The sequence below is a fragment of the Paracoccus sp. (in: a-proteobacteria) genome, assembly GCF_039808215.1.
In the GTDB taxonomy this organism is placed as follows: Bacteria; Pseudomonadota; Alphaproteobacteria; order Rhodobacterales; family Rhodobacteraceae; genus Paracoccus.
Genome location: NZ_JBDHSP010000119.1, coordinates 1 through 5,454, shown reverse-complemented (window position 1 = coordinate 5,454; position 5,454 = coordinate 1). Strand labels below are relative to the sequence as shown.

The window sequence follows — 5,454 nt, the reverse complement described above, 5'->3', positions numbered from 1 at the left end:
AGCGGTCTGAAAGATCGAAGAAACCCATCTGCGCCATCGTTACGCTCCACCTGCCGGATACCTCTGACACCTACCCCAGCCGCCCGGTCAGGGCAATTTTTCGAGGTGCCCTGTAAAAGGGCCCCGGCTGTTTTCGCCTTCGTCGATCCGAATTGAAGGCTAAGCTTGCTTGCCGTGCTGGCTGCCGAAAACTGGTCTGCCATTGCATCAGAATGAAAAGAAAGCCCCGCACGAGGCGGGGCTTTCTGTAGCAATCTCAGTTGCGGGCCTTGTCGACCATCTTGCCCTTGGAGATCCAGGGCATCATGGCGCGCAGCTTTTCGCCGACCTGCTCGATCTGATGCTCGTCGTTGAGGCGGCGGGTTGCCTTGAACATCGGTTGGCCGACGGCGTTTTCCTGCATGAAGTCGCGCACGAACTTGCCGGTCTGGATGTCGGTCAGCACGGCTTTCATGCGGGCCTTGGTTTCCTCATAGGGCAGGATGCGCGGGCCCGAGACATATTCGCCATATTCGGCGGTGTTCGAGATCGAGTAGTTCATGTTGGCGATGCCGCCTTCGTAGATCAGGTCCACGATCAGCTTCACCTCGTGCAGGCATTCGAAATAGGCCATTTCCGGCTCGTAGCCAGCCTCGACCAGGGTTTCAAAGCCCATGCGGATCAGCTCGACCAGACCGCCGCACAGAACTGCCTGTTCACCGAACAGGTCGGTTTCGCATTCCTGACGGAAGTTGGTCTCGATGATGCCCGAGCGGCCGCCGCCGATGGCCGAGCAGTAGCTGAGCGCGATGTCCTGCGCCTTGCCGGTCGCGTCATTGTGGACCGCGAACAGGCAGGGGACGCCGCCGCCCTTGCTGTATTCGCCGCGCACGGTGTGGCCGGGGCCCTTGGGCGCCATCATGATGATGTCGACGCCGGGCTTCGGCTCGATCAGGCCAAAGTGGATGTTCAACCCGTGGGCAAAGGCGATCGCCGCGCCTTCGCGGATATTGTCATGAACGTATTTGCGGTAGGTCTCGGCCTGCAACTCGTCGGGCATGGTGAACATGATCAGGTCGGCCCAGGCGGCGGCCTCACTGATGCCCATGACCTTCAGGCCTTCGGCTTCGGCCTTCTGGGCCGAGGCGGAGCCTTCGCGCAGCGCCACGACGACGTTTTTCGCACCCGAATCGCGCAGGTTCAGCGCATGGGCGTGGCCCTGGCTGCCATAGCCCAGCATGGCGATCTTCTTGTCCTTGATCAGGTTCACGTCGCAGTCGCGATCATAGTAAACGCGCATCGGCATCTCTCCTCGTTTTGCTGGGGTGTTTCTAGCAAGGTCGCGTCGGGCGATCCATGCAGACTTTGCGAAATCTTTGGGGTATGTGATAAGATCATGTTCAGTTTGTTCATGATATGAGAAAATCATGCCCGATGCCGCGGACCGGCGCATCCTGCGTCAGCTTCTGGCCGATCCCGGGATCGGCAATGCCCCGTTGGCCGAGCGCGCCGGCGTCACCCCCGCCAGCCTGTGGCGCCGGCTGGAGCGGCTGCGCGAGAGGGGCGTGATCCGCGCCACCGAGGCGCGAATCGACTGGCGCCGCCTGGGCTATGAGGTGCAGGTCAGCCTGCGCTTTACCCTCGACAAGACGCAGCCGCGCGCCTTCGACGAATTCGTGGCCGCGGCGCGGCTGGTGCCCGAGGTGACGGAAATCCAGACCTTCCTCGGCTCGGTCGATCTGCGGCTCTCGGTGATCGCGCGCGACATGGCGCATTGGCAGCAGATCTATCGCGAAAGCATCCTCGCCCTGCCGCATGTCTCGGACAGCGATGCGCTGATGCTGGTCAGCAGCATCAAGGACGTGCAGGAGTTGCCGCTGTGAGCGCGGCCTTCCAGCCCGACGCCACGGATCTGGCGATCCTGCGGCTGCTGGCGGCGGACGCCACGCTGAGCGCTGCCGACATCGGCCGGGCGCTGGGCATGACGCAGCCGGCGGCCTGGCGGCGGATCAAGCGGTTGACCGATGCGGGCATCATCGCCGGGCGGCGCATCACCGTTGACCAGGCGGCGCTGGGCTTTGGCGTCACGGTGTTTCTGGGCATCCGCCTGGCCGCCAAGGGCCGCACCAGCCTCGAGGAGTTCGAGCGCGCGGTCACCGCCATCCCCGAGGTGCAGGTGGTCCAGCATGTGCTGGGCCAGTTCGACTATCGTCTGCGCATCACCGCCCGCGACATCGCCGATTTCGAACGCATCCTGCGCCGGCGCATCATGACCCTGCCGGGCGTGGGCCAGGTCGAGGCCAATGTGATGCTCTCGGAGGAACGCCGCCCCGGCCCGCTTTAGGTCACGCCCTTGTTGGCTTGCAAAGCCGGGGCTGAACCGGCAATCAGGCGCAGGCCAAAGCAAAGGTGAAGCATGGCAAGCCCCGCCCCGTTCTCGCGCTATGAATTCCTCATCGCCTGGCGCTATCTGCGCGCGCGCCGGGCCGAGGGCGGGGTCAGCGTGATGACCTGGATCAGCCTGATCGGCATTGCGCTGGGCGTCATGGCGCTGATTGCCACCCTGGCGGTGCGCGCGGGCTTTCGCGCCGATTTCGTCGAGACGATCCTGGGCGCCAATGCCCACAGCACCGTCTATTACCTGCCGGGCTCGATCTATAACGACCTGACCGAAGAGACCTATCTCGTCCCCGGTCGCATCGAGGACTATGATGCGGTCTCGCAGCGCATCCGCGCCATCCCGGGGGTGCTGCGCGCCGATCCGGCGGTGCGCGGCAAGGTCATGGTGCGCCAGGGCGAGGCGGCCGGTCTGGGCGATGTGCATGGCGTCACCCTTGAGGCGCTGAAGGCCCTGCCGGGGGTCGCCGATCCCACGCGCGCCTCAGGCGACATCGCGGATTTCGCGCATGGCATCGCCATCGGCTCGGGGCTGGCGCGCGATCTTGGCGTGGGGGTCGGAGACAAGGTGCAACTGATCGCCCCCGAGGGTGCCAAGACCCCCATCGGCACGCAGCCGCGCATCGAAAGCTTTGATGTCGCCTATGTCTTTTCCGCCGGGCGCTATGATATCGACCAGACCCGCATCTACATGCCGCTGACCGAGGCGCAGCGCTATTTCAACCGCGAGGGCGCCGCCGATGAGATCGCGGTCTTTGTCGCGAACCCCGCCCGCGTCGCCGACTGGACGCCGCTGCTGCTGGATGCGGCGGGTGATCGGGCGCAAGTCTGGACCTGGCGCGATGCCTCGGGGTCGTTTCTGGCCGCGCTCGACATGGAGGATGACGTGATGTTCGTGATCCTGTCGATCCTGGTGCTGATCGCCTCGATGAACATCACCTCTGGGCTGGTCATGCTGGTCAAGAACAAGAGCCGCGACATCGGCATCCTGCGCACCATGGGCCTGACCGAGGGCGCGGTCATGCGGGTGTTCTTTCTGTGTGGCGCCTTTACCGGCATCATCGGCACCATCGCCGGCGTGATCCTGGGCGTGGCGCTGGCGCTGAACGTCGGCCACATCATGGCGGCGCTGAACATGCTGACCGGCGGCAATGCCTGGCAGCCCGAGGTGCGCGGCATCTATCAGCTGACCGCCGAGCTGCGCGGCTGGGACATCCTGCGCGCCGTGGCGCTGTCGCTGGGCCTGGCCTTCGTGGTGACGATCTTTCCGGCCCGCCGCGCCGCGCGCATGAACCCGGTGGAGGCGCTGCGCTATGAGTGAGGTCCTGCGCCTTGACGGCATTTCCAAGACCTATGGCCTGGGCGGCCCGGCGCCGGTGCCGGTGCTGCACGACCTGTCGCTGGCGGTCGCCCGCGGCGAGGTGGTGGCACTGGTCGCGCCCTCGGGGGCGGGGAAATCGACGCTGCTGCATATCGCCGGGCTTCTTGACACGCCGGATGGCGGCCGGGTGCTGCTGAACGGGCGCGACATGGCCGGGCAGGGCGACCGCGCCCGCACCGAGGCGCGGCGCGAGGCGCTGGGCTTTGTCTATCAGTTCCACCACCTGCTGCCCGAATTCTCGGCGGCCGAGAACATCGTGCTGCCGCAGCTGGCGAATGGCCAGTCCCGGGGCGCGGCGCGGGCGCGGGCGCTTGAGCTGCTCTCGCATGTCGGCCTGTCGCATCGCGCCGACCACCGCCCGGCGCAACTTTCCGGGGGCGAGCAGCAGCGGGTGGCCTTCTGCCGGGCGCTGGCGAACCGGCCGGCGCTGCTTTTGGCCGACGAGCCGACCGGCAATCTCGATCCCGCGACCTCGGACAAGGTGTTCGACATGCTGATGGCGCTGGTGCGCGAGACCGGGCTTTCGGCACTGATCGCCACGCATAATCTGGATCTGGCGGCGCGCATGGACCGGGTGGTCCGGATGGGTGAGGCATGAAGTCCGTCGCGGCGCTTTGCGCGCTCTCGCTGGCTGCGCCGGCGGCGGCGGATCCGTTCGAGAATTTCGGCACCGCGATGAAATACGGCCTGCCGCTGGCGGCGGCGGTCTGCGCCGCCGATCAGGACCGGCTTGAGGATTTCGCCCTGCGCGGCATCGTGCAGGCGGCGCTGGTCTGGGGGATGAAGGAATTTTTCGACGGCACGCCGATCGCGCGCCGACCCTCGGGCGAGGGCAGGGGCTTTCCCTCGGGCCATACTGCGGCGGCCTTCTTTGGCGCCTCGGATCTGGCGGGGAAATGCTTTGACGACCGGCCGGCCGCCGGCGCGCTGGCTTACGGCGCCGCCGGCCTGACCGGCTGGAGCCGCGTCCATGCCGGCCAGCACACGCCGCAGCAGGTCTTCTCGGGGGCGCTGGTCGGCTTTACTTTCGGCGCCGCCAGCCTGGGCATCGGCAGCGAGGGGGCCAGCTTTTCCATCGGTCTGCGATTTTAGGTTAACAGATTGGCAATGCTTGCATTTTAAGCAGGCTTTCGTTGCCGTATCGGCAGGAATGCGCAAGATCTCCGCATCATCCATGTCATGCGAGGACGAAAGATGCGCATTCATATCCTGACCGCAAGGGCAGCCCTTGTGCTGGCGGTGGCGGCCTGCGCGCAGACGCAGATCCAGCCGATGTCCAAGGACACGTTCAAGGTCGCCACCCATGCCGCCCCGGCCTGCGGCCCGTCGGGCGCGCGCAACGTCGCCTTCAAATCGGCCGCCATCGAGGTGATCCGCAAGGGCGGTGACAAGTTCCTGATCGTGGGCGACCAGAGCGACAGCGGGCTGCAGGGCGACTTCTTCTCGGGGTTCCAGCAGAACTATTCCCAGGGCATGGTGGTGCGGCTGGTGGCCGATGGCGCGCCCGAGGCCGGCAACGCGCTTTCCGCGCGCGAGACGCTGGGCGCCGACTGGCAACAGATCGTGGCCAAGGGCGCCCCCACCACCTGCGGCTGAACGAGCGCGCCCCGCCGCGACCAGACAGAGGTGGTGCCGCCTGGTGAGACAGTTTGGCGGCTTGGCTAAGGTGGATCGGGTTGGTTTCTACGCCGCCAGTT

At 66.1% G+C, this 5,454-nt stretch carries 7 protein-coding genes; 6 read left to right on the top strand and 1 reads right to left on the bottom strand.

What is annotated here, in order from left to right:
* Positions 1–256: 256 nt before the first annotated feature.
* Positions 257–1,279, bottom strand: coding sequence for a ketol-acid reductoisomerase (gene ilvC / locus WMK75_RS18100; protein ID WP_347268981.1), 1,023 nt, complete (start codon positions 1,277–1,279; stop codon positions 257–259).
* Positions 1,280–1,406: 127 nt separating this feature from the next.
* Between ilvC and WMK75_RS18095 the strand changes: the two genes are divergently transcribed.
* From WMK75_RS18095 to WMK75_RS18070, 6 genes are all read left to right on the top strand, one after another.
* Complete coding sequence (locus WMK75_RS18095; protein ID WP_347268980.1) at positions 1,407–1,862, top strand: Lrp/AsnC family transcriptional regulator; 456 nt, start codon at positions 1,407–1,409, stop codon at positions 1,860–1,862.
* Positions 1,859–2,323: an Lrp/AsnC family transcriptional regulator gene (locus WMK75_RS18090; protein ID WP_347268979.1), complete on the top strand. Its 465-nt coding sequence runs from the start codon at positions 1,859–1,861 to the stop codon at positions 2,321–2,323. Before WMK75_RS18095 ends, WMK75_RS18090 begins: the two co-directional genes overlap by 4 nt.
* Before the next feature lie 72 nt (positions 2,324–2,395).
* Positions 2,396–3,697, top strand: coding sequence for an ABC transporter permease (locus tag WMK75_RS18085; protein WP_347268978.1), 1,302 nt, complete (start codon positions 2,396–2,398; stop codon positions 3,695–3,697).
* Complete coding sequence (locus WMK75_RS18080) at positions 3,690–4,355, top strand: ABC transporter ATP-binding protein (protein WP_347268977.1); 666 nt, start codon at positions 3,690–3,692, stop codon at positions 4,353–4,355. The genes WMK75_RS18085 and WMK75_RS18080 overlap by 8 nt, the downstream gene beginning before the upstream one ends.
* Complete coding sequence (locus tag WMK75_RS18075; protein ID WP_347268976.1) at positions 4,352–4,849, top strand: phosphatase PAP2 family protein; 498 nt, start codon at positions 4,352–4,354, stop codon at positions 4,847–4,849. Before WMK75_RS18080 ends, WMK75_RS18075 begins: the two co-directional genes overlap by 4 nt.
* 102 nt (positions 4,850–4,951) lie before the next feature.
* Entirely contained in the window at positions 4,952–5,353 is a 402-nt protein-coding gene (locus tag WMK75_RS18070; protein WP_347268975.1) for a hypothetical protein, read from the top strand.
* Positions 5,354–5,454: the final 101 nt, after the last annotated feature.